At 41.7% G+C, this 21,625-nt stretch carries 18 protein-coding genes; 8 read left to right on the top strand and 10 right to left on the bottom strand.

Annotation, left to right across the window (positions count from 1 at the left end; translation table 11 throughout):
• Positions 1-177 precede the first annotated feature (177 nt).
• Positions 178-471: a hypothetical protein gene (locus V7K45_RS16850; protein ID WP_335005353.1), complete on the top strand. Its 294-nt coding sequence runs from the start codon at positions 178-180 to the stop codon at positions 469-471.
• Here V7K45_RS16850 and V7K45_RS16845 read toward each other — a convergent pair.
• The 4 genes from V7K45_RS16845 to V7K45_RS16830 all read right to left on the bottom strand — a co-directional run bounded on the left by V7K45_RS16845 (position 468) and on the right by V7K45_RS16830 (position 5,615).
• On the bottom strand, positions 468-3,377 hold the full coding sequence (locus tag V7K45_RS16845) for a DUF3769 domain-containing protein (RefSeq protein ID WP_335005350.1): 2,910 nt from the start codon (positions 3,375-3,377) through the stop codon (positions 468-470). The two genes, V7K45_RS16850 and V7K45_RS16845, sit on opposite strands and share 4 nt — an antisense overlap.
• A 196-nt stretch (positions 3,378-3,573) precedes the next feature.
• Positions 3,574-3,690: a photosystem II reaction center protein I gene (locus V7K45_RS16840; RefSeq protein WP_041566417.1), complete on the bottom strand. Its 117-nt coding sequence runs from the start codon at positions 3,688-3,690 to the stop codon at positions 3,574-3,576.
• Between the two features lie 423 nt (positions 3,691-4,113).
• On the bottom strand, positions 4,114-4,815 hold the full coding sequence (locus V7K45_RS16835; protein ID WP_335005348.1) for an acyltransferase: 702 nt from the start codon (positions 4,813-4,815) through the stop codon (positions 4,114-4,116).
• A 662-nt stretch (positions 4,816-5,477) separates the two neighbouring features.
• Complete coding sequence (locus tag V7K45_RS16830; RefSeq protein WP_174707946.1) at positions 5,478-5,615, bottom strand: hypothetical protein; 138 nt, start codon at positions 5,613-5,615, stop codon at positions 5,478-5,480.
• Positions 5,616-6,227: 612 nt separating this feature from the next.
• Between V7K45_RS16830 and V7K45_RS16825 the strand changes: the two genes are divergently transcribed.
• Together V7K45_RS16825 and glgP are read left to right on the top strand one after the other, a co-directional pair.
• Complete coding sequence (locus V7K45_RS16825) at positions 6,228-6,551, top strand: hypothetical protein (RefSeq protein ID WP_322671054.1); 324 nt, start codon at positions 6,228-6,230, stop codon at positions 6,549-6,551.
• 650 nt (positions 6,552-7,201) lie between these two features.
• Positions 7,202-9,766 carry an alpha-glucan family phosphorylase gene (glgP, locus tag V7K45_RS16820; RefSeq protein WP_335005345.1) on the top strand — a complete coding sequence of 855 codons (2,565 nt, stop codon included), beginning with the start codon at positions 7,202-7,204 and terminating at the stop codon, positions 9,764-9,766.
• A 194-nt stretch (positions 9,767-9,960) separates the two neighbouring features.
• Here glgP and V7K45_RS16815 read toward each other — a convergent pair whose 3' ends face one another.
• A complete protein-coding gene (locus V7K45_RS16815; RefSeq protein WP_335005343.1) occupies positions 9,961-10,428 on the bottom strand; it encodes a DUF29 domain-containing protein in 468 nt (155 codons plus the stop codon).
• Between the two features lie 37 nt (positions 10,429-10,465).
• A complete protein-coding gene (locus V7K45_RS16810; RefSeq protein WP_335005341.1) occupies positions 10,466-11,206 on the bottom strand; it encodes a DUF429 domain-containing protein in 741 nt (246 codons plus the stop codon).
• Positions 11,207-11,357: 151 nt separating this feature from the next.
• On the opposite strand from V7K45_RS16810, the gene V7K45_RS16805 reads away from it, so the two are divergent.
• Both V7K45_RS16805 and V7K45_RS16800 read left to right on the top strand, forming a co-directional pair.
• Positions 11,358-12,617 (top strand): glycosyltransferase family 4 protein, encoded by a 1,260-nt coding sequence (locus V7K45_RS16805; protein ID WP_335005339.1) that lies wholly within the window; start codon positions 11,358-11,360, stop codon positions 12,615-12,617.
• Positions 12,618-12,903: 286 nt separating this feature from the next.
• Complete coding sequence (locus V7K45_RS16800) at positions 12,904-13,770, top strand: calcium-binding protein (protein WP_335005337.1); 867 nt, start codon at positions 12,904-12,906, stop codon at positions 13,768-13,770.
• Between the two features lie 102 nt (positions 13,771-13,872).
• Here the strand turns inward: V7K45_RS16800 and V7K45_RS16795 are convergent, their stop codons facing one another.
• Positions 13,873-15,453, bottom strand: a complete 1,581-nt coding sequence (locus V7K45_RS16795) for a B12-binding domain-containing radical SAM protein (RefSeq protein WP_335005334.1) — start codon at positions 15,451-15,453, stop codon at positions 13,873-13,875.
• 828 nt (positions 15,454-16,281) lie between these two features.
• Between V7K45_RS16795 and trpS the strand changes: the two genes are divergently transcribed.
• The 3 genes from trpS to V7K45_RS16780 all read left to right on the top strand — a co-directional run bounded on the left by trpS (position 16,282) and on the right by V7K45_RS16780 (position 19,281).
• Positions 16,282-17,292 carry a tryptophan--tRNA ligase gene (trpS, locus tag V7K45_RS16790; RefSeq protein WP_335005332.1) on the top strand — a complete coding sequence of 337 codons (1,011 nt, stop codon included), beginning with the start codon at positions 16,282-16,284 and terminating at the stop codon, positions 17,290-17,292.
• A 58-nt stretch (positions 17,293-17,350) separates the two neighbouring features.
• Entirely contained in the window at positions 17,351-18,280 is a 930-nt protein-coding gene (locus V7K45_RS16785) for a methylenetetrahydrofolate reductase (protein ID WP_335005330.1), read from the top strand.
• Between the two features lie 125 nt (positions 18,281-18,405).
• Positions 18,406-19,281 (top strand): Rpn family recombination-promoting nuclease/putative transposase, encoded by an 876-nt coding sequence (locus V7K45_RS16780; RefSeq protein WP_335005328.1) that lies wholly within the window; start codon positions 18,406-18,408, stop codon positions 19,279-19,281.
• 157 nt (positions 19,282-19,438) lie between these two features.
• Here the strand turns inward: V7K45_RS16780 and V7K45_RS16775 are convergent, their stop codons facing one another.
• From V7K45_RS16775 to V7K45_RS16765, 3 genes are all read right to left on the bottom strand, one after another.
• Positions 19,439-19,684 carry a hypothetical protein gene (locus V7K45_RS16775; RefSeq protein WP_190960961.1) on the bottom strand — a complete coding sequence of 82 codons (246 nt, stop codon included), beginning with the start codon at positions 19,682-19,684 and terminating at the stop codon, positions 19,439-19,441.
• A 224-nt stretch (positions 19,685-19,908) separates the two neighbouring features.
• Positions 19,909-20,457, bottom strand: coding sequence for a phosphate-starvation-inducible PsiE family protein (locus V7K45_RS16770; RefSeq protein ID WP_335005325.1), 549 nt, complete (start codon positions 20,455-20,457; stop codon positions 19,909-19,911).
• Between the two features lie 87 nt (positions 20,458-20,544).
• The gene (locus V7K45_RS16765; RefSeq protein WP_335005323.1) at positions 20,545-21,468 is read right to left on the bottom strand and encodes a tetratricopeptide repeat protein; all 924 of its coding nucleotides are present in this window, start codon (positions 21,466-21,468) and stop codon (positions 20,545-20,547) included.
• Positions 21,469-21,625 lie beyond the last annotated feature (157 nt).

Raw genomic sequence — 21,625 nt, 5'->3', positions numbered from 1 at the left:
GCTAAAGCAATGCTGTTTACCAGCCGTAATAGTAATTCATTCTTTCATACCTGAGTATTCTATTCAGGTATGAATAGTTTTTATTGATGATTTTGATAAAAAATGATATTGGCTAGTATTGATAGTTTCTTTTAAAGTGAAATGAGTAATTGAGAATACACGTATAAGATATTACTCATGAAAAAGATTAATCCCATTCCAGAAATAGTTGGTGAAACAACTGACGTAGAATCTTGGCTGATGCGAGCGGGGCTAAAATTTTCTGACTTAGGTCACGATGCTGCAAGTATTGCAATCCGTAGGCAATGGCGAGAATACCAAGCCGCAGTTCACAAATGCTGTGTAACACTACATCAACCACCATCACGCGTTCAACTAAGTGGCGACTATGCCAGCTTGAGAATACCTGGCTCGGTATTAACTAATTGTGAGATCGATCGCCTGTCGAGTCGTCCCAACTCCTTAGACTAATAATCCTGTTGTACGCCGTTTACTACTGGCTTAACTTGCGAAAATGGATCGGTGCCGCCACCCCAGTTAAAATCACTAATTCGGATGCTAAAGCCGCCTAACTCCAGCACCGGATTGTAACGTAAGGTAATGCCATAGGTGCGACGGCTATATTCCAAAATGTAGTCGGTACTAGTTTCTTTACCAGTATCCAAGTTAACAGATGTTTGAAAGCCTAAGCGAAAAGGGCCGTAGATTTGCTGTGATATTCCAGCACTCAATACTGTGTTATCAACGGAGCGATCGAACAAAAAAGGTGATAATCCGTTATTAAAGCCTTGAGAGTAACTGACATTAAAGGCGGTATAGTCGAAAAAAGGCCGCGAAAAATGACCAATTTGCCCTTGTAAACCAATTGTACCAATTAGAGTGCTTTGGTTATCACCATTGGTGTAATAGCTGGTAGTGCCTGTGAGGCTAGCGATCGCTTGCAAGTAAGGAACTACAGGGGTAGCGGTGTATCGTAATCCCTCAGTGGCAGTGGGTGGTAATGGTTTTCCCCGCCACAGCAAAAGCCCTCTACTGAGAGTCGCACTGCCTTGTAAACGACCAAGTGAAATGCGATCGTTTTCCCGCACTGGTTCTAGTAAGTCTGGGCGATCGGTGTTGGCATCAATATACTGGGCACTTGCCTGATAGTTGAGGTTGATGCCACTTTTTCCTAAAGGAATCACAGGAGAGGTAATAATGCCGCCAAAACTGCTCTGGACAGTTTGAAAACCCAGAGTACCGTTGTAGAGACGATCGCGGTAGTTGTATTGCACATTCAATGTGTGAGGAAGAGAAGTGCCTAATGTCTGGCGCAATCCTAAATTCATTCGCAAATTGTCTTCCACATTGTTCAAGTTAAAACTAGTTAACTCTCCAGTTCCCTGAATTATCGTCCGTGGACTCAAAACAGAATTTATCTTGGTTTTCACAGCAAACAGTGAGCCTAAGTCACCTGTGCCTTCTTGCACACCTCTCTGTAATAATAACTGGGGCGTTATCGTCCAGCGTGTTTGCTCTGTATCGATTAGTGGAAAGCCACGCTCAATATACAAACCACCCCGATCTTTTCCATCGTAGCCAGGGGAGACTATTGCAGGTGTAACGTCCCGCTCTCGGCGGTCAATAGTGCGCTCATTCAACGGAATTGGTAAGGAGACTCTTTGATCCAATACCAAACGCTGTTTCTCTGTCCTGATGCGGTCTACCAAGGGTGATTCTCGCGTCGAAGTTACTTTATCTGCGCGTAATTCCAATTCAGGCGGCGAAAAAGGATCGTTGGTGATGCGGACATTGCTTGCTTGCCAGCCTTGCGGATAAAAATCAATTTGTTCAGCTTCAAATCTGAGCCGATTGACTACACCCCCTGTTTTCGATCGCGGGATGTTGCTAGCATCTGCCTGACCACCAAATGCCACATTAATTCCTCCAGGGCTACTCACACCGGAAAGGGGTTGATTGGCTCGAATGCGATCGCTGGGCGGACGTTTTGAAACTCCACCAGCACTTACAGCCGTGGGTGAAAAAGCAAAATCCGTTTGTGCTGAAGGTACGTAAATTTCTCCTCTACCATTTTCCAGCTCCCCACGATCTTGAACGAAGTTATAGGTAAAGCGTTGTCCGCGCAGTATCTGATCGCCCCGTGTTAAGGTGACGTTGCCTTCACCCGCAGCGATCAAGTTGTCCAAATTGACTTGTAAGCGATCGGCATCCACCACTGCCCCATCAAATCGCACAATTACATTACCTACAGCTGTAATAATTCGCTGTTTCTCGTCATACTCTTGCCGATCTGAAGTGACTTCTACAGTTCTTGGCCCGGCTGGCGGTGTGGTAGCTGGCGCAGTTGTACCAGATGGTTGAGCTTGTGGCTGAGTGGTATTTACTTGTGGTGTAGGCGTTGGTACTTGGCTTTGTTGCTGGAATGGGGACTTAAATTCTACAGTGATGGGCGCTGAGAGTTGGTTTGTGGGTTTACGAGACTTGAATGTTATAAAATTTTGTACTGATTGAGAACTAGGTGCTAGATCGGCAGCAGATACAGAGATATTGTCTTGTTTTAGAGACTGTTGTGCAGTAATATCGCGTTGCTGTTTTTGTTGAGTTAACTTCTCAGCTAAAATTTCTGCTTTGGATTTGCCTAACTTGTTGCTGTTTGTGACAGTGGGGGCGATTTGAAGAGGGCGTGGAGATTGGGCGACAAGTGGGCTGGGAGGAACTTTATAGCTAAAGCTAGAAGAGTCCAAAAAGGTTGATTTTGCTGCACCATTAGAGTTTGGATTTAGCGTAGACGCAAAGCGGCTTGTCGTCAGACATCGCTGACTGAGTTTTTGAGAAGGTTCGCTTTTTGCGTCTTGGTTTAAAGCCTCTGCTCCAACTTTTCTTTGCAAGGCAACGGCTTCTCTTTGCATCTCCCATTTACGCAGCGCCGACATAAGCAGAAGTTCCGAGCGCCGAACTCCGCCACTAGGATTTGTCTTTGTGTCTTCTTTATTTTGGCGATTAGAGGTTGTAACCTCCTGCGTGGGATAACCAGCGACCAATGGCTGCCCCAAAAGCCCAGCATTTGCAGAACCAATGAGTGGGGAACTTTCTGGTGGGAAGGTTTCTGGTGAATGAGGTACAGAGGACGTTTCAGCAACTACCAAGTCATCTTGATTTGACTCGATCCGAGTTGGCAATGAAGGATCGCTCTTGGTGTTGCCTACAATTGCCAACTGAGGCAAATCCTTTGGCTGCTTGGATTTATCTGTTTTTTCGTGTATTCCAGTATCTACACCTGAAAGAAACTTTGTATGACTAGCAGATGAGGCGGGATTTACAGTTTGTAAAGATTCAAGGATAGGAGGTGGATTAGGTGGCAGAACTGGATGAAGCATAAGTGAGCAAAATCGGGCTAACAAACAGCCAAATGACAAAGGGAAGGATAAACATACATTTTGCCTTCCGACTGTCGCCTTCTGCTACCTACAGCAAGCTACTTGGAGAAAGAAACTTACTAAATTTTCGCTTAGTAAGTTTCCGTGGCGTTTAGTATTTTCCGCCTTCCAAAGTCGCGGATAATTTATCGCCCTTTTACTCTAAGTCCCGGCGGCCGGGGTTACGAGCTGGATCGTTCGACAAAAATCCGAAGATGAAGATAGTTACGAAGAAGGCAACAACAATATAAACAGCGATTTTTAAAGTCAGCATAGAAATATCTCCAACGGGTAAAACAAAGAAAGCTCTTCTTTCAGTATCTGCAATGCAGAAAAGATAGCTACTTTATATTACCCAAATCTCGTCCCTTTTTTAGAGGACTCTGGGGACTCAAGACTAGCAATGTCTACCCTACGGTTATTGATAATGTACAAGATGTCAGTTGTCTGACTTGTAGATGCCCTTAAGAGAGATAACTCAGAGGCGTTTACCCTTGTGACGCTAACTGATGGCAAAGGTTTCCCAAAAAAGGCAATAGGTTACAGGGAATAGTAACTATTCCCCATGCCCTTCAGGAGTGCTGAGTGCTGAGTTAGGAGTGCTGAGTTAGCAGTTATTATTTCTCCTCTGCTCCCCTGCCCGCCTGCCCCTCTGCTCCTCTGCTCCCCTGCCCCTCTGCCTCTTATACCCCATACCCTATTTCTCAACTTGAAGTTTTGCTATATCTTTGCCAATTCGGTTTTTGATTACTCGTGCAGGTATACCGACAGCAACGGAAAAAGCAGGAATATCTTTATTAACAACTGCTCCCGCACCAATAACACTGCCTTTGCCGATAATAACGCCATCTAATACTGTTACTCCATGTCCTAGCCAACAATTATCCTCAATCACAATTCCCTTGCGAGTAACACCTTGGTATTTAATCAGCTCCATCGGATCGGCAAAATTATGATTATTGGCATATATCCCTGAATGGGCAGCAATCATGCAGTGTTTACCAATTTTAATGTTTCCTGGCCCCTCAATACACACGTTGGGAGCAATGAAGGTGTCTTCATCAATATGTATATACGTATCTGCCAAAGACCCGATATCAACGTTACGCTCAATCGCAACTCTATCTCCTAGATGAATTCTATTATTTTTGTGTCCTCTCGCATCCATCCGCACACCCTTGAAAATATAGACTCCTGCGCCGATCTCAATACAAGAAGTACCGTTAAATTCAACACCATTTTGAATATATACTGGGCTGTCTATCTGGGCAAAAATACTACGATATCCTAAATTACGCAACTTTGGGCCGAGAAGAAGTGTTGGAATATCTCCTAACACTGTAGTTACTAAAAGTTCTTGCACGCGCTGCAATTTGGAAAAATATTGCTCGTTCTGCATGGCTACATATCTCGTTAATCAATTGTTGTTGACAGTGTTTAAAGTTGTTTTGGCTGTATTCTAATCTCCTGCCAATACCAATAGGCTCTGTGTGTATTAATACATGAGCTAAGGTAGCAGTATCACCAAAATTCCCCAAGATTTTTAGATGGTTTTCCAACATTTGAAAAACCAGAGTCTGGCTTTGACTATGCAAGCAACTCTTGAGGTTAGGTGTGTAGAATTACTCAAGTAATATGCACAATTGCATTAAGTAGCTAGCAGATTTTGTACTATATGCACGTAAAATTTTGGCTTATATTTCACAAAATCAATTAACAAAACAATTTCAGTGCATTGCTGTGTCAAAACTTAGGCTCTAAATTCTCTGATGGAATAATTGGCTGGTTTAGATAGACTACTGTTTTGGTTTTCTGGCAAATTTGACAAGCTTGCTACGGCTAACAGCACTCCTAAAAAAAATAGGGATAGTGTTGTTTGTGTTGAGGCTATTCTTCTCAAGCGGTTTTAGTCTTTTGAAACAATTCAGTTTCACAAGCTGTTTTGCAACAAAAAATACATTTAACTAGACTATATTCAAAGTTTAGATAAAATTTCTGCCTAGCATAACAATGTAATTATTGTTGGATTTTACTGGGTATTTTTGCCCAAATAAAATCCAATTAGGGTGGATTATCTCCCACATCAGCCATCACATTGAAGTTAACCATCGGTGCAAACAAGTAAGCGCTTCCCCGACTGCTATGACGGCTTTCTTGCAACGAATTTCTAGAGTATGCTGCTCCAATCATGTTGCACACGGATGATTTACAGACTAGCCAATTCACGTTTGTAATGACATGAATGGTTTTTAATAACAATTGTTTTTAACGATAACACATTTTATTTTTAGTGGAACACTCTCATAAAATAAGTTTATTTCCAGCGTTTATTGTTGATGAGAATGAAGGAAATAAGTAAACTTTTTTACTAGATCAATGCCTGCGGCTGGTAAAGACTAAGCTACTTGCAAATATTTTTATACACTTAGATAAAATGTATTAAAGAGGGAGATTTAAAAAATGCTGTCAGCAAATATTGGCATTTTTGCCTATATTTATCTCGTTACCGAACAAAATAATTTTATGATTGAGCTTTCAACTTAGATTGATATCTACTATACTTGTGACACCCTCTTCGTTAAAAAGCCAAATTAGCTCAAAATATTTATTTTGTCCACATACTTACTATCTAAAATATTGTAAATCACCCATTCGGGTGAGCCAAAAGGGTGATGTGTGCTTGGTACTACTCGTTATAAATTTTATTTAAAGAAAGCTAAAACGTAGCTTAGTTTCGAGATAAATCTAGAAAAAAATATCTAATTTCCCAAATTGAGGTATCGGTTTTAACTCACACACTTGGTTCAAATTATGGCTTTAATTAAAGAAATTGTACAAGAAGCTCTAACTATCGGCTCTTTGAGTGTTGTAGCCGAAGATCAACTGCGATCGCAGCTTCAAGGTAATTATGATTCAGAAGACCTAGATGCCTGGATCATTTTACAGCGAGCTATTGCAGCAGGTGATGTCAAACTTGAGTCGCGCCGAAAAAAAGCTTCCCCATCTCCTAAAGCCAAGGACACCTCATCAAGTATCAAACTTGCTTATCAAATGGCAGCAGAACTCGCTTATGCAGCAGCTGTAGCTCTGACAATGACAAAAAATACTAAAGATCAGCCTTCACTAGGTGCATAAAATAACACCTTTATAAGTTATTTCCTGGTTTAGTGCAAATATTTCATACCAAGTAGTTAGCGTAGGTGTAGCCCGCCCCAGGTATCGCTTTTCTTGATTAACTGCTTGGTAGGGCTTTCATCCGATTATTTATAGGGTTTCCCTTCTGCCTTCTGGCTTAAGATGCTGTATATGCATAGCGGGGCGTTAGCCAGGTTAAGTAAAAATCCCTGTCTTGAGAAGATTTTCATGCAAGGCTTTTGAAACTCCTTTCATCGGGATTGTCTTCTTTGACAGGCCAATTTTATGAAAAAATAATTAAAAAATTTAACTTTACTGGACACAGCTATGGGGAATTTTTACATTCAGCACAGACTCTCCATTGATCCCCGGAAGCAATACTAAAATAAATATAAATTATTTATTCAAAACTAAATTTTTTTCAGTGATACATACCAGTAAATGATTAAATCTTAATATACCAAGTACATGGCTCAGAGTAAGGCATAGAATTAGAAACACCTTGGTGTAAACTTTAGCAACGAGGTTAAAAATAATTCTCAATGCTTAACAAAGTCATAGCTTTTTCACAAACTGCTGTATAAAGAATTGGCAACATTGGTAAAGAGAGTAAACAATAACCATAGCTAAACTTGGAGTTTTGCCAACCTATGCAGCCAATTCGCACATTTAACGTATCTCCTTCACTACCGCCGCGACTCGAACCACTACGGCGGCTGGCATATAACTTGCACTGGGATTGGAACGTTGATACTAAAGATTTATTTCGTCGTTTAGACCCTGACTTGTGGGAGTCTAGCCATCATAACCCGGTGTTAATGTTGGGTACAATCTCTCAATCGCGGCTTCTGGAAGTTGTTGAAGATGAAGGCTTTTTAGCGCAAATGGATCGAGCTGACCGTCAGTTAGACGATTATTTGCAAGAGCGCACTTGGTATCAGAAACAACGGGAGCAGAAACCCAAAGAATGCTACGCCTATTTTTCGGCGGAATTTGGACTTGTAGATTGTTTGCCCGTCTATTCTGGAGGCTTGGGCGTTCTGGCGGGGGATCACCTCAAATCTGCCAGTGACTTGGGTTTACCGCTTGTCGGTGTAGGTTTGCTGTATCAGCAAGGCTACTTTGCCCAGTATCTCAATGCTGATGGCTGGCAGCAAGAACGCTACCTGCTCAACGATTTTTATAATATGCCCTTGCATCTGGAGCGCAATGCCGATGGTTCTGAACTGCGGATTGCTGTAGATTATCCAGGACGTAAGGTATATGCCAGAGTTTGGCGCGTACAGGTAGGAACTGTACCTCTGTATCTGCTGGACACCAACATTGAACCGAACAACACTTACGATCACGACATCACAGATCAGCTGTATGGTGGCGACATCGATATGCGTATCCACCAGGAAATCATGCTGGGGATCGGTGGTGTGCAAATGCTCAAAGCTTTGGGGCTGAAAGTTACCGCTTACCACATGAATGAAGGCCACGCCGCCTTCTCTGCCCTAGAACGCATCCGCTTGCTAATTCAGGAAGAGGGACTGAATTATGCCCAAGCTAGACAGGTGGTCGCTTCCAGCAATATCTTTACCACCCACACACCAGTACCGGCAGGAATTGACTTGTTCGCTCCTGAGAAAATGCTGCACTACTTGGGATATTACGCAGAGATATTTGGGTTGCCCAAAGAGCAATTTTTAGGACTGGGGCGCGAGAATACAGGCGATTTATCTGGGCCTTTCAGTATGGCGGTGCTGGCACTGAAAATGGCAACATTTTCTAACGGTGTTGCACAACTGCATGGTGTGGTGTCGCGGCAAATGTTCCAAGGCTTGTGGCAGAAAGTGCCAGTGGAAGAAGTGCCGATCGCGGCAATTACCAACGGTGTTCATGCTCGGAGTTGTGTGGCGAAATCGACTCAAGAATTGTACGATCGCTACCTCGGCCCAAATTGGTCATCAGCACCACCAGATAGCCCATTGTGGGAGCGGATGGATGCCATACCCGATGAAGAATTGTGGCGCAACCACGAACGCTGCCGCTTGGATATGATTTTGTATGTGCGGGAGCATTTAGTTAAGCATTTGACCGATCGCGGCGCTTCCGCTTCCGAAATTGTCCAAGCCCAAGAAGTTTTAGATCCTTACGCTTTCACCATTGGCTTTGCTCGTCGCTTTGCCACCTACAAACGCGCCACCCTCTGGATGCGCGATTTGGATCGGATTAAGCGGCTTCTGCTGGCTAATAAAGACCGGAAAGTGCAATTTGTGATTGCTGGTAAGGCACATCCTAAAGATATTCCCGGTAAAGAACTGATCCGCGAGATCAATCACTTTATCCGCGAACAGCATTTAGAAAAACAGGTAGTGTTTGTTCCCAATTACGACATTCACATCTCCCGGTTGATGGTTGCGGGTTGCGATATCTGGTTAAACACACCGCGTCGTCCGCGGGAAGCCTCTGGTACTAGTGGCATGAAAGCCGCAATGAATGGCTTGCCAAATTTAAGTGTGCTAGATGGTTGGTGGGATGAAGCTGATTACGTCCGCACAGGTTGGGCGATTGGACATGGAGAGAATTACGACGATCCTAACTACCAAGATGAAGTAGAAGCAAATGCTCTCTATGAATTGTTAGAAAAGGAAGTTGTGCCGTTATTTTATGAACACCGTGATAGTGATGGCTTACCCCGTCCGTGGGTTGCCAAAATGAAGGATGCAATTCGGTTGAATTGTCCTTTCTTTAATACAGCGCGGATGGTCGGAGAATATGCACAAAGGGCTTATTTCCCAGCCAGCGATCGCTATCATACCCTGACTGTTGATAACTATGCACCAGCCAAAGAACTAGCCGCTTGGAAAGAAAAACTCAGCGAACGCTGGTTTAACATCAGAATCAAAGATGTTGACGTATCGGCAGCTTCAGACATTGAAGTTAACCAAACTGTTGCAGTCAAAGCCAAAGTTGACTTGGCAACTTTGACCAATGATGATGTACAGGTGGAGCTATATCAAGGTGCGATCGACGCCAATGGTGAGATTGTCAACGCTGTACCAGTAGTCATGGATTACCAAGGCGAAGATGGACAGCAATTGAGTATTTACACTGGTAATATCATCTATACCGCTTCTGGCTTACAAGGTTTGTCTTTGCGTGTATTGCCGAAAAACAAAAATCTGGCTAATCCTTATGAACCAAGGTTGATTGCTTGGGCAGAATAAGAGTGTTGAGTAGTTATTGAATACTCAAGAAAAGGCGTTGCTGATTTAAGTTTAGCAACGCCTTTTATATTAGACTTCTTGCATAAGTCGGGTAAAGGGTAAGGGTTAAAGGGAAAAGGGATAGAATTAACATTCCCCTTTAAGCTTTCCCCCTTTCCCGACCTCTTGCAAAAAGCACTTTTGCAAGAGGTATATTACACGTTTTCAGGTAGATAATTAATATCTAAGAGCTGTTCTAACGTATAAATACAATATTGAGGGAAGTTATTTAGTTTACCTTCAGTTTTCTCAATTACATACCCTAAAGCATCATCATAAATTGATGCTAATTCATTTTCTAAATATCGATATAAATTCGTTGTCAAGTGACGTTTTAATTGATTCCTAAAGCTTCTAGTTTCTGCTTTCCAATGTCCCGAATTATATTGAGATTCTTGTGTCCAGTATTGCAGCAGCAAAAGATATCTAATAATTTGTTCTAATAAACTAGCAACCTTGGCTTTGTCTCTACGACCCAAACTTTCTAGCTCCTCAATTAAATTTTCTAAATCTAATTCTTCTAAATGGTTAGCTTTCAAGAGTTTGATTGTTTCCTCTAACCAGAGATGATCGTCAATTTCATAAAGTTGTTTTAAACTCAAATTAGAACTAACTCCTTGCATCAAAACTCCTTGAGCTAAATCTTAAGATATTACAATTTTAGGATAATATTCTCTGAGGGATGACAATGTAGCCAGTGGTGCGATCGCCTAATACTAAATTACGTTCTTCTCCCCAATACCACCAGTATGCAGCAACGTAAGCGCAAATTAAGCTATCTAGTTTATCTTCAGTTGCTTTAAGGGTTGCGCCTGTAGTGGGAATTTCGGAAGGAAAGGAACCGCAGAGGCGCAGAGAACGCAGAGGAGGAGAGAAGGAGGGGAGGATATCGAGAAGATAATTTTGGAGTTTGATTAGTTCTAGGCGGCGCTCATTAAGGCGTCCTTTTTTGTATTTGATGATGCGTTCTAAGTTGAATAGGTTAACAATTGCTGGGTGGGGGAAGACTTCTATTTGATATCTGCTGAGTTTTTGCGGTTCAATGGTGGGTGCGTGGGCAAAACCGCGTGATTCTAATTCTAAGCCAAAGTTGATGGTGCGATCGGCAAAGGGTAGGTTTTGATTAGCTGGGTAGCATCCCGCGTGATATTTGCCAAAGTACTTGTGGCTGAGTTTGTCGGGGAGACGACTCCCGGTACTGTTGGGTATGAGGGTAGGTGCATCTACGGCGATGATGGCTGGTTCACCTGGTTGGACGCTTTGATCGATCCAGGTGAGGATGTCTGCAATGGCATCTTTGCGGTCTAGATCGAGTAGTTGCAGTTGTCCATCTATCCATTGTAAACAGCATAGTCCACTTGGTTGCGATCGCCAGCCTAAATCAATGCCAATAAATTTCATGGTAATAACACGAATTTGCGCTTATTTTCGCATTTCCGGGGAAGCATTTATCTAAATTTACTTGCTAAAAATCGTGATAAATAATCTTATAATCTTAAAAAGATTGTTTTAATTTATTTTATCTCACAATAAATTAATCAAAATTATTCCAATGAAAGTTTTATTTTTACATCCAAATTTTCCCTCACAATTTCGCAACCTAGCGATAGTTTTAGGTAAAGATCCTAATCACCAAGTCGTCTTTGGTACAAATCGTCGAGAAGGGGAAATACCTGGCGTTTTTAAAGCTATTTACACTCCTTCTCGTGAAGCAGCGCCTCAAACTCACCACTACGTTCGCAACCTGGAAAATGCTGTTCTCACAGCTCAGGCTGTCTATCGCGTGGCGGAAAAATTAAAATCCGAGGGTTTCTTTCCAGATATAGTTTATGGTCATTCTGGTTGGGGGCCGACTTTATTTATGAAAGATGTTTTTCCCAAAGCAGAATTATTGTGTTATTTCGAGTGGTTTTATCACGCTCACGGTTCCGATGCAGATTTCGATCCCAATGAACCACTGAATGCTGATGATGAATGCCGCATCCGCGTGAAAAATGCACCGATTTTAACTGATTTATATAGCTGCGATCGCGGTCTTTCTCCAACTAATTGGCAGCGTCAGCAGTTTCCCAAAGAATATCATAGCAAACTCACTGTAATTCATGATGGTGTCGATACCAATTATTTTGTCCCCAAACCAGGTGCAAAGTTAGTTTTACCAAGAATAAATCTGGATCTTTCTCATGTGGAAGAGTTGGTAACTTATGTAGGACGAGGAATGGAACCTTATAGAGGTTTTCCGCAGTTTATGGAAACGGTAGCGCTACTTCAGCAGCGACGACCTAAGTGCCACGTGGTAGTCGTGGGAGAAGACCGAGTTGCTTATGGTAAAAATCTCCCCGATGGCCAGACTTATAAACAATTAATGCTAGAAAAATTATCTTTGGATTTATCGAGGCTGCACTTTACAGATAGGCTTCCTTACAATGAGTACCTTCAGGTTTTGCAAGCTTCTTCTGCCCATGTTTATTTAACCCGTCCTTTTGTATTATCTTGGTCAATGTTAGAAGTAATGGCAGCAGGATGTTTACTAATAGCTTCTAAGACTTCGCCAGTCTTGGAGGTCGTACAGGATGGGGTGAATGGACTGCTGGTAGATTTCTTTTCTCCCCATAATATTGCTAATCGGGTTGAAGAGGCGCTGAATAATCCTCAAGAGATGAAAGCAATTCGTGCAAATGCGCGAGAGACAATTATCAAGCGTTATGATTTGGCAAAACTGTTACCACAGCATTTGCAATGGATGTTCTCTGGTAAAACTTCTGATAGTTTGAAAAAACGTCCAAGTTCTAAAGGATTTGGTAAAAATTAGTCATTGCTCATTGGTCTTTGGTCATTAGTCATTGGTCATTGGTCACTTGCGTAAATATTTTTGAAAGCGAAGGTGCAAATAAAAGCCTGAAAAGCAAAACTTTTGCGAGAAGCATATTAATTCATGAGTGATAATTATTGGTCAATAAAAAATGATAAATGACCAATATAACTTTTGGAGAGGCTGCACCAACGATTAAGCTTAGTACAAATGACAAATGACTAATACTTCGACTACGCTCAGTACAAGTGACTAATGACTAATAAATACAAAATCGATATGTAAAATGCGAATTATTTTTACCATTGCCCATTTTTTCAAACCTAGCGATGAGGGTCGTCATGCTTCCCAACGCAAAGACCCGCAACCCCGTTTGGAGGCGTTAACTAAAAGCATTACTGCTTTACATGAATTATTTGGTAAATCTCAAAGTATTATCAACATTGCTCAACGACTAGCTTTTCCTGCTAATCAACCGCAGTCTCACGAATTAGATATTGTTATTTCTACAACTAAAGATAATCATCTTCTGAATCAGCTTCCCTTACCATCCCATTTATTTAGGCATCATTCTAGCAATGCAGAACCTCTACTTTTGGGATTTGAGTGTCAAGCTGTTCTGCAAAGTTGTCTCGGTCAGTACGATTATTACTGCTTTCTTGAAGATGACTTAATTATTCATGACCCTTGGTTTTTTATCAAATTAAACTGGTTTACCCAACAAGCGGGTGATTTAAATTTGCTCCAGCCAAATCGTTATGAAGTCTCTCTCCACGGTTTGGTTAACAAAGCTTATATTGATGGGGATTTGGCTTTACGAGTAACTGCTCCTTTTCAAAATGTGCAGGAGCAACAGGAACTAAATGGTGCAATTATGAATGCACCAATTACCTTTCGTCGTGCCCTCAATCCTCACGCAGGCTGCTACTTTTTAAATGCAAATCAAATGGCTTACTGGGCTAATCAAACCTATTTTCTTGATCGAGATATTAGTTTTGTCGGGCCTTTAGAAAGTGCTGCCACTTTAGGAATTATGAAGACATTCCGAATTTACAAAACCTCACCAGAGCAAGCAAGCTTTTTAGAGATTCAGCACTTTGGAACTGGATTTCTAGGGCTAATTGGCGGACAGGTAGGTTTGGCTAAAAGGTAAATCGAATTTAAGAGTTTGGTTTTTGTGAACAAAATTAATGCGATCGCTATTGATAAAAACACAATAAAAACACATTAGCGATCGCTCAACAATCAACTAATCTCAAATTGTGACTAATGGTTTTTCAACAGGTGTAGGCGTAGTCAGGGGATCAAATCCTAATTGCTCAGTAATGCGCTCTCTGGCTAAAAGGCGGTATTCCCAAAAATGCTCGCCAGCAGCACATAAACCCAAATACATATTCACGAATTGCGGCTTGGTGCGGAGAATAGCCCAAAGCTGTTGCCAAAATTGACCGCGAATTTCTTGCCGTTGCCAACCTTGACGCCAGAGCAAGTTTGCAAGTAGTCGCAGTCCTTTACCAGGAGGAAAATACATTGTCTGCTGTAGTTGGGGATTAGGTGTAATCTTCAGGCATTGTTCAAAACAACGTCGGAGATAGTTTTTGGGTTCGTACATTCTCCAAATTGCCTCTAAATATTCTTTAGCAACTTCAGCTATCGGACGGGTAGGAACAAAATTCATTAAGGAATTCTGATCCCCCACCTCCGTACCTCCAAATCCTTCTAATAATCGCTCCTCTCGTTTTAGTCTTTCCCAGAGGGCAGTATTGGGAATAGCTTGCAGTATACCTAGCATCGGTTGAGGAATGCTGGTTTCTTCAATAAAAGCTTGAATTCGCTCTCCAGCGCCAGCCTTTTCTCCATCAAAACCAATGATAAATCCTGCATAGATTAACAATCCGGCTTCATTGATAGTACGACAGGCTTCTAACAGAGGATTGCGGGTATTTTGAAACTTACGAGTCACTTGCAGACTGTCTTGATCTGGTGTTTCAATACCCAAAAAGACTGAATAGAAGCCAGCTTTAGCCATTAGTTCTAATAGCTCAGTATCTTCTGCTAGGTTGACGGAAGCTTCAGTCAGGAAGGTGAAGGGATAATTACGTTCCTGCATCCACGGAATTAACTCTTGTAAGAGACGTTTTACATTGCGTTTATTGCCGATGAAGTTATCATCCACTACGAACAGAGATCCGCGCCAGCCTAAGTCATAAAGGGTTTGGAGTTCTGCTAGGGTTTGACTGGGTTCTTTAGTGCGTGGTTTGCGACCGTATAGATTGATGATGTCACAGAATTCGCATTCAAAAGGACAACCGCGAGAAAACTGGATTGCCATCATTAAGTAATCATCTCGCTTGAGTAAATCAAAGCGGGGGATGGGGCTTTGGGTTACATCTGGTTTTTCAAGAGCGCGAAAGGTTCCTTGTTCTTCACCTTTGGCGATCGCATCTAAAAATTGCGGAACTGTAATTTCTCCTTCATCTAAAATCAAATAGTTAGCTCCTGCTTTTTGGGCAGGTTCTGGCACTGAGGTTGGATAAGGGCCACCCACAGCAACTTTTTTCCCCAGTTGCGCTGCTTTGTTAATTTGGGCGAGAAAGTCTTCTTTCTGTGCAAGCATGGCAGAAAGAATCACGATGTCGCACCATTGCCAATCAGCATCTGTTTCTTGGTTAACATTGCGGTCATAAAACCGAATTTCCCAGTCTGTTGGTAGCATAGCGGCAACAGTCAGAATCCCTAGCGGTGGAATAAATGCTTTAAGTCCCGCTATTTTCATAAATTCGTCGTAAGACCAAAACGTTTTAGGAAAGCGGGGGTAAAGTAAGAGTACTTTCATTGCTGTAGTCCTCTAATTAAATTTTGGTTGAAAAATTTTTTACTTTTGACAAATCCGAGTTTTGGATGGTCATTGCAGAGATAATGCTACGATCCTACTAGCTGTATTTTTGCTCTATCTATTTTTAGATAGACATTTGCATCAGCAAAGATAATTTTTTAGTCAGTTAGCAGGATGACCGCCATTGTCATAAAATATAATGGCGGATTTATGCAACAAAAAACTGCCAGACCAATCGTCTGCTAGTAAATCCAGAAATAATTGAGCATTTTTATAGGTCAGAGTAGTAAAGCTTTCATCAGCAGGCTCTCCTGAGTGAAAAAATTAACTCATAATGTTGAGATTACTGCTACTTTCTCTGAAAAAAATTTAAATTTTATCTATTTTTGTAAATCAAAAGTACATAAACTGCTTTGATGAAGAGCAAAAGCTTTAATTAGGGCGTTTTGCAGGTTAGTATTTCTATCACCGTGTTATGTAAACGCAACCTTTTGCAATCCGATTGTATCGACTTTTTATTTACAACAGATTACAGTCAAGCTTTACAATGCCCACTTTATAAGTCGAAACTAGGGGCACAAGGCCTTGCACCCCTACAAAGATAGAAATAATTTGGGATAATTTATTTTTCGCAAGTCCTTAAGTTGTCGTTTTCCTTTGTGAAGAGTTTCTATAGCAATCGGAGTTGAGTTAAAATCTCTCATCCCATAACGGCGAGTTGACTTGGAAAATGTCAAAATTAAATGAGTTTTGCGTAGGCGCAAGCAATTTGTCGCCAGACATCGCCACTTGACATAGCGCGGATTTGAGATAACTAAGTTGAAATTTATGGGCAAGCAACGTGTTCTTTCTGGAGTTCAACCAACCGGCAATTACCATCTAGGTAACTACTTGGGAGCCATTCGCAACTGGGTAGAAGGTCAGAGCGAATACGAAAATTACCTTTTTGTGGCTGATTTACACGCAATTACAGTGCCACACGACCCAAAACAGTTGGCAGCTGATACCTACACTCTTGCTGCTCTCTATTTAGCTTGTGGTCTTGATTTAAATCACTCTACTATCTTTGTACAATCCCACGTTTCGGCTCACAGTGAACTCACTTGGTTGCTCAACTGCATTACACCTCTAAACTGGTTGCAAGATATGATCCAGTTCAAAGAAAAGGCTGTTAAACAAGGAGAAAATGTGAGTGCAGGCTTATTGGATTACCCTGTGCTGATGGCAGCGGATATTTTGCTTTACCAAGCGGATAAAGTGCCAGTGGGTGAAGACCAAAAGCAACATTTGGAATTGACACGGGATATTGCGGCTCGGTTAAATCACCAGTTTGGTAAACCAGATCAACCAGTTCTGAAGTTACCAGACCCTTTGATTCGCAAGGAAGGGGCAAGGGTGATGAGTTTGGCGGACGGTACACGCAAAATGTCGAAGTCCGATCCTTCGGAGTTAAGCCGAATCAGTTTGCTAGATTCACCGGAACAGATTCAATACAAAATTAAGCGTTGTAAAACCGATCCGATTCGTGGGCTGACTTTTGACGATCCAGCGCGTCCAGAGTGTAATAATTTGTTAACGCTCTATACATTGCTTTCTGGAAAGAAAAAGGAAGATGTGGCAGTTGAGTGTCAGGATATGGGCTGGGGACAGTTCAAGCCATTGTTGACAGACACAATTATTGAAGCCCTAAAACCAATCCAAGAAAAATATCACTCGATAACGGCGGATAAAAGCTATTTGGAGTCTGTGTTGCGGGATGGAGGGGAAAAAGCTAGAGCGATCGCAAATCAAACTTTATCACAGGTAAAAGCTGCTTTAGGCTACTCTCTACCTCTATAAGTTTTCCCCTTTAGGTGTGATTTGTTATACCATTTAAGAAATTGAAAAGCTTAATGTTATGCATCACACCCACAGCCCCACAGCCTTTAATGACTTTCGCAGAGCTGTACAAGCAGGTGAATTTCTAGTTACCGCCGAGGTAGCACCGCCGAAGGGGGGAGATCCAGCGCACATGATTCAAATGGCGGCGACTCTTAAGGGGAGAGTTCATGCCGTCAATGTAACTGATGGTAGCCGCGCCGTGTTAAGGATGTCTTCATTAATGGCGTCAGTGATTTTATCACAAAATGGTATAGAGCCGATTTGTCAAATTGCTTGCCGCGATCGCAACCGCATCGGTTTACAAGCTGATTTGATGGGCGCTCATGCTTTAGGTATCCGCAATATTTTAGCTTTGACTGGCGACCCAGTAAAAGCAGGCGATCATCCAGATGCCAAAGCAGTGTTTGACCTAGAAGCTGTGCGACTGCTGCAACTGATTCGGAAGATGAATCAAGGTGTTGATTGTAATGAAAAACCCTTGACTGACGGAGCTTTAGATTTATTTGTTGGTGCAGCAGTAGATCCGCAATGTAAAAGTTGGTCGGGTTTACAAAGTCGATTTGAACGCAAAATCGAAGCCGGAGCGCAGTTTTTTCAAAGTCAGTTGATTACCGATTTTGAGCGGCTAGAAAAGTTTATGGATACCATTGCTGCTGGTTATAAAAAACCAATTTTGGCAGGAATATTTCTGTTGAAATCAGCAAAAAATGCTCAGTTTATTAATAGATGTGTTCCGGGTGTAGATATTCCCCAACATATTATTGATAGATTGGCAAAAGCCAAAGACCCTTTTGAGGAAGGTATGAAAATTGCCGCCGAGCAAGTGCAGATAGCGCGGCAATTATGTCAAGGAGTTCACATGATGGCAGTGAAGCGAGAAGATGCGATCGCGCCAATTTTAGATTTGGCTGGAATTGCTCCAGTGAATCAGTTGGTATCTATGTAAATTAAAGAATGAATCTTTTATTAAAGCAGATGGTTATTCCTATCTGCTTTTTTATGTTGAAACAGACACGTTTACACTATTTTTGATAGACTTTCAATATCCAATGTTCCCTTGACTAAATCTAGGTGCAAACTGACAAAATATTTTATAGCTTATTTCAAGCTTTTCCTAGCATATTTTTTGCAATAATTGGCGACACGACTGCTAATGTCAACGCCTATCAATTTGTTTCAGTCGAGCTAAAAGAAACTGCTTTTAGGATTGATGGGGTATTCATCCCCACAAATGAAACCACAAACCAACCACTTTACTTTGTTGAAGTCCAGTTTCAATTAGACGCAAATTTTTATAGACGCTTCTTTGCCGAAATCTTTCTTTACTTACGTCAAAACGAATCAGTCAATTTTTGGCGTGCTGTTGTCATCTATCCGCAACGAAGTTTAGATCCAAACGATCGCCTACCATATCAATTGCTGCTAGACAGTTCACAAGTGCAACGCATTTATCTAGATGAATTAGATACGAGGGAGAACTCACTTCAAGTTGCGATCGTTAAATTAATTATCGAAAGAGAAGAGACAGCCGTTGACAAAGGTAGAGAATTGATTTTACAAGCAAGGCAACAACTGGCAGATGAATCTACCAGCAAGCAAATTGTAGAATTGATAGAGACTATTCTGTTGTACAAATTTACCCGGTTAAGCCGAGAGGAGTTAGCAGAAATGTTGGGTATAGACGACGAATTCAAAAAAACACGGATGTATCAATCAATCAAGGAAGATGGCTTAGAAGAAGGTCGCCAGGAAGGTCGCCAGGAAGGTCGCCAGGAAGGTCGCCAGGAAGGTCGCCAGGAAGGTCGCCAGGAAGGTCGCCAGGAAGGTCGCCAGGAAGCTAAGTTAGAAGCTATTCCCCGATTGTTGGCATTGGGATTGAGTGTAGAGCAAGTGGCAGTGGCTCTCGATTTAACGGTGGCGCAAGTAGAGCAAGCAGCCCAGAATTAGTCTATCTAATAGTGAGCAGTGCTTGCCTTTAATTTTTTAATCAGCAATCAGCAAGTGTGACACCGAATAGCCTGTTTTAGACATCGCCTCTTTTTGTTTTAACTAAACCAGAAGCGATGTCTACGACAGGCTTACGCCTACGAACTTAAAACCTGGGTTACATCTTACCGTGTTGCAGCACTTGTTGTAGATGTTGACGAATCTCTTGTGCGTGTTCAATATCAGATTGCCGCAATTTTTGGAACAACTCTACACAAGGCTGAGAACCTACTTGTTCTGCATCTTTGATGTAAGTATCGTAAGCTTTAACAGCTTCAGCTTTGTTGTGCAAAACGGTGACAAAATCATACTCCAAGTCGCTAATCGCTGTTTGAGATTGTCCGTTACCTGTATTTGTAGCCATTGCTTGAACCTCTTTTAGAATTTCTAATTAACGTTATATTCACCCTGAAAGAGCGATTCATCTTCCAAAAAGAGTATATTTCAATACGTCGGAAGTACCTTGCAAAAATAATTTCCTGATACAGCCTCACACAAAGGAGTGGGGAGTGGAGAAAATACTTTTCCCCACTCCCCAGTACAGACGCGATTAATCACGTCTCTTCCACTCCCCATTTTCATAACAATTTATCCAAGGGGTTGATTCTCATCACATTGACGTGAATACTGTAATTCCAACTCGTTTTGTCGTTCCCTACCTCCCCTATACACAACCGGACAAAACTTAGTGTTAGCGCTCATACAATCCATGTGTGGCGTTTTAGCGCATACCACGAGTAGTCCACCCAAAACAAATAACAAACCACAAATTGCAAGCGTATTAACCCAAGAAATTTCCAGCGCTCCGTGAACTACTACCTCTCGCAGTAGAGATACAATTGTTACCTCAACTGCTACTCCTACAGAGATACTATGTTCTTGCAAATAGACCATTAATAGTCGAAACAACTCGACTAAAATCAACACAAATAGTATTTTTGCAGTCACATGTTTATAGTCTAGTGGCTGCATGAGGGCGATAGCTATCCCCCACAATTGGATTAGCATGACGGCGAACAAACCCAAACACAAAACAATCACAATTAAGTCTTGAAAGGCTTCCATATTGCGAACAATTGAATGCCGATCGAGCCAGCGATCGCTAAATAAAAATCGACTTTTCTGGCGCTTTTGCATGTACATTTTTCCAATCGGGACAAGTTCAGACAACACCAGCGAGTCAACCCAATAGTTTTATGTTATGCAATATTAAGTTTTTCCGCCTCAGCGAGGTTGGTAATTTAAATTTTGTGCTTGTTGCAACAATTGCTCGGCATTTTTCGCCCACTGGGGATTTTTTTGAGCATTGTATAAATCTCTAGCAAATTGCAATACTTGTACTGCATCGCCATATTGCTGTAACTGCATAAAAACTAACCCAGCACCATAATAAGCGTTGGGATAGTTAGAGTTAGCTTCGGCTGATTTTCTAAAAGCCTCTAATGCTTCTTGTAATTTGCTTTGTTGAAAAAAAATTGAGCCGAGATTGTAGTAAGCTTCTGGATACTTGGGATTAATCTTCAATGCCTGATAAAATGCACTTCTGGCTGGATCGAGTTTACCTTCTTGGAGATAACACATCCCAATATGGTAAGGAGGTTCTGGTGCATTTTTACTATATTCTACAGCTTTTTTAAAAGATACGATCGCTTGCTTACAATCTCGTTGCTGTTCTCGCACTAACCCCAAATTATAGTGGGCAAATCCAAGTTTGGGATCGAGTTCTAAGGCACGTTGCAAGTAATCGTTAGCTAACTTTAAATTATTCCCTTCTAACAATGCTCCACCTAAATTAGCAAAAGCTGGAGCAAATTTCGGATCGGCTTGCGTTGCTCGATAAAATGCATCCGCAGAGGGTTGTAATTGTCCCGTTTGTCGATACGCTAACCCCAGATTATAGTGCGCTGGTGCCAATGCCGGATCTAATTTAGCTGCTTGTTTAAAGGCGGCGATCGCATCTTGTACCCTTCCCGCCTGAATTGCTTGTAAGCCTTGGTTCAACCAGTCTACGGCAGTTTTAGGATTAGATTGTGCCAGTTTTGAGGCGACAGAAGGAGATAGAGCAAGAGAGGGGAAGGAAATGCTAACAATTAGCAAAGTCAAACTTATTAACCCTGCCATGCGATATTTAAAGAATGATAATCTCATTGATTTTCTGACTCGCAACACTTTCAGTTAAATTTACTTGAGAAAAAGTTTTTTACAAAAGTTTTTGATTCGGTATAAAAATTTGTGATGCTTAATTTTTCTTAAGCTAAATCTTACGACAGGCTACAATTTTTTTAACTTTCAATTAAAGGGAGGA

The sequence above is a fragment of the Nostoc sp. genome (assembly GCF_036917375.1).
Classification (GTDB): Bacteria; Cyanobacteriota; Cyanobacteriia; order Cyanobacteriales; family Nostocaceae; genus Nostoc.
Note: the sequence above shows the minus strand (reverse complement) of the source record. Positions and strands in the feature narration are given on the sequence as shown.

Excerpts from the sequence above, each read along its gene's own strand:
- V7K45_RS16850 (WP_335005353.1), top strand. The coding sequence starts at position 178 with ATGAAAAAGATTAATCCCATTCCAGAAATAGTTGGTGAAACAACTGAC.
- V7K45_RS16845 (WP_335005350.1), bottom strand. The coding sequence starts at position 3,377 with ATGCTTCATCCAGTTCTGCCACCTAATCCACCTCCTATCCTTGAATCT.
- V7K45_RS16840 (WP_041566417.1), bottom strand. The coding sequence starts at position 3,690 with ATGCTGACTTTAAAAATCGCTGTTTATATTGTTGTTGCCTTCTTCGTA.
- V7K45_RS16835 (WP_335005348.1), bottom strand. The coding sequence starts at position 4,815 with ATGCAGAACGAGCAATATTTTTCCAAATTGCAGCGCGTGCAAGAACTT.
- V7K45_RS16825 (WP_322671054.1), top strand. The coding sequence starts at position 6,228 with ATGGCTTTAATTAAAGAAATTGTACAAGAAGCTCTAACTATCGGCTCT.
- glgP (WP_335005345.1), top strand. The coding sequence starts at position 7,202 with ATGCAGCCAATTCGCACATTTAACGTATCTCCTTCACTACCGCCGCGA.
- V7K45_RS16815 (WP_335005343.1), bottom strand. The coding sequence starts at position 10,428 with ATGCAAGGAGTTAGTTCTAATTTGAGTTTAAAACAACTTTATGAAATT.
- V7K45_RS16810 (WP_335005341.1), bottom strand. The coding sequence starts at position 11,206 with ATGAAATTTATTGGCATTGATTTAGGCTGGCGATCGCAACCAAGTGGA.
- V7K45_RS16805 (WP_335005339.1), top strand. The coding sequence starts at position 11,358 with ATGAAAGTTTTATTTTTACATCCAAATTTTCCCTCACAATTTCGCAAC.
- V7K45_RS16800 (WP_335005337.1), top strand. The coding sequence starts at position 12,904 with ATGCGAATTATTTTTACCATTGCCCATTTTTTCAAACCTAGCGATGAG.
- V7K45_RS16795 (WP_335005334.1), bottom strand. The coding sequence starts at position 15,453 with ATGAAAGTACTCTTACTTTACCCCCGCTTTCCTAAAACGTTTTGGTCT.
- trpS (WP_335005332.1), top strand. The coding sequence starts at position 16,282 with ATGGGCAAGCAACGTGTTCTTTCTGGAGTTCAACCAACCGGCAATTAC.
- V7K45_RS16785 (WP_335005330.1), top strand. The coding sequence starts at position 17,351 with ATGCATCACACCCACAGCCCCACAGCCTTTAATGACTTTCGCAGAGCT.
- V7K45_RS16775 (WP_190960961.1), bottom strand. The coding sequence starts at position 19,684 with ATGGCTACAAATACAGGTAACGGACAATCTCAAACAGCGATTAGCGAC.
- V7K45_RS16770 (WP_335005325.1), bottom strand. The coding sequence starts at position 20,457 with ATGCAAAAGCGCCAGAAAAGTCGATTTTTATTTAGCGATCGCTGGCTC.
- V7K45_RS16765 (WP_335005323.1), bottom strand. The coding sequence starts at position 21,468 with ATGAGATTATCATTCTTTAAATATCGCATGGCAGGGTTAATAAGTTTG.